The sequence below is a fragment of the Nostoc sp. 2RC genome (assembly GCF_014222165.1).
GTDB classification, from domain to species: domain Bacteria; phylum Cyanobacteriota; class Cyanobacteriia; order Cyanobacteriales; family Nostocaceae; genus Nostoc; species Nostoc linckia.
Genome location: NZ_JACKZU010000771.1, coordinates 1 through 710, shown reverse-complemented (window position 1 = coordinate 710; position 710 = coordinate 1). Strand labels below are relative to the sequence as shown.

At 42.7% G+C, this 710-nt stretch carries 1 pseudogene; it reads left to right on the top strand.

Features of this window, described 5'->3' with window-relative positions:
* Window positions 1–27 precede the first annotated feature (27 nt).
* A pseudogene (locus GNE10_RS34925) lies at window positions 28–678 on the top strand (cobyrinic acid a,c-diamide synthase); the annotation flags it as partial.
* Window positions 679–710 lie beyond the last annotated feature (32 nt).

The window sequence follows — 710 nt, the reverse complement described above, 5'->3', positions numbered from 1 at the left end:
CAGATTGTATAAGAGACAGCATCCCCCCCATCCCCCTCATCCCCAATTAGAATTGCCATTGCCCGCGATCGGGCTTTTAATTTCTACTACCAAGACAATCTTGATTTACTACAACAACTGGGAGCAGAACTAGTTTACTGGAGTCCTTTAGTAGACCCCGAACTACCGAAAAATGTACAAGGAATGTATTTTGGAGGTGGTTTTCCAGAAGTTTTTGCCCAGCAACTAGCAGAAAACATCAGCGGCCGTCATACGGTGAAAACAGCAATTCTTAAAGGAATGCCGACAATTGCCGAATGCGGTGGATTAATGTATTTGTGTCAGGAGATTATTGATTTTGAAAGTAAATCTTGGTCGATGGCAGGAGTTTTACCAACATCTGCTTTAATGGATGGACGTTTAACTTTAGGATATCGTCGTGCTGTGGCTTTGCAAGATAATCTTTTAATAAAGGCGGGGCAAACTGTTTGCGGACATGAGTTTCATCGTTCTCACTTAACCTCAACTCCCTCTCAACCTTTGTTTGCAACTTATCGCTATGATTCTGAAGAAAACATGGGATACGAAGGATGGGCTTTGCCTGCAAATGTTCATGCTTCTTACGTTCATTTACACTGGGGTCAAAACCCAGAAATTCCACAGCAGTTTCTTCAAGAATGCCAAAAAATTAGATTTTGAACTAACTGGGGCATGGGGCATAGGGCATGGGG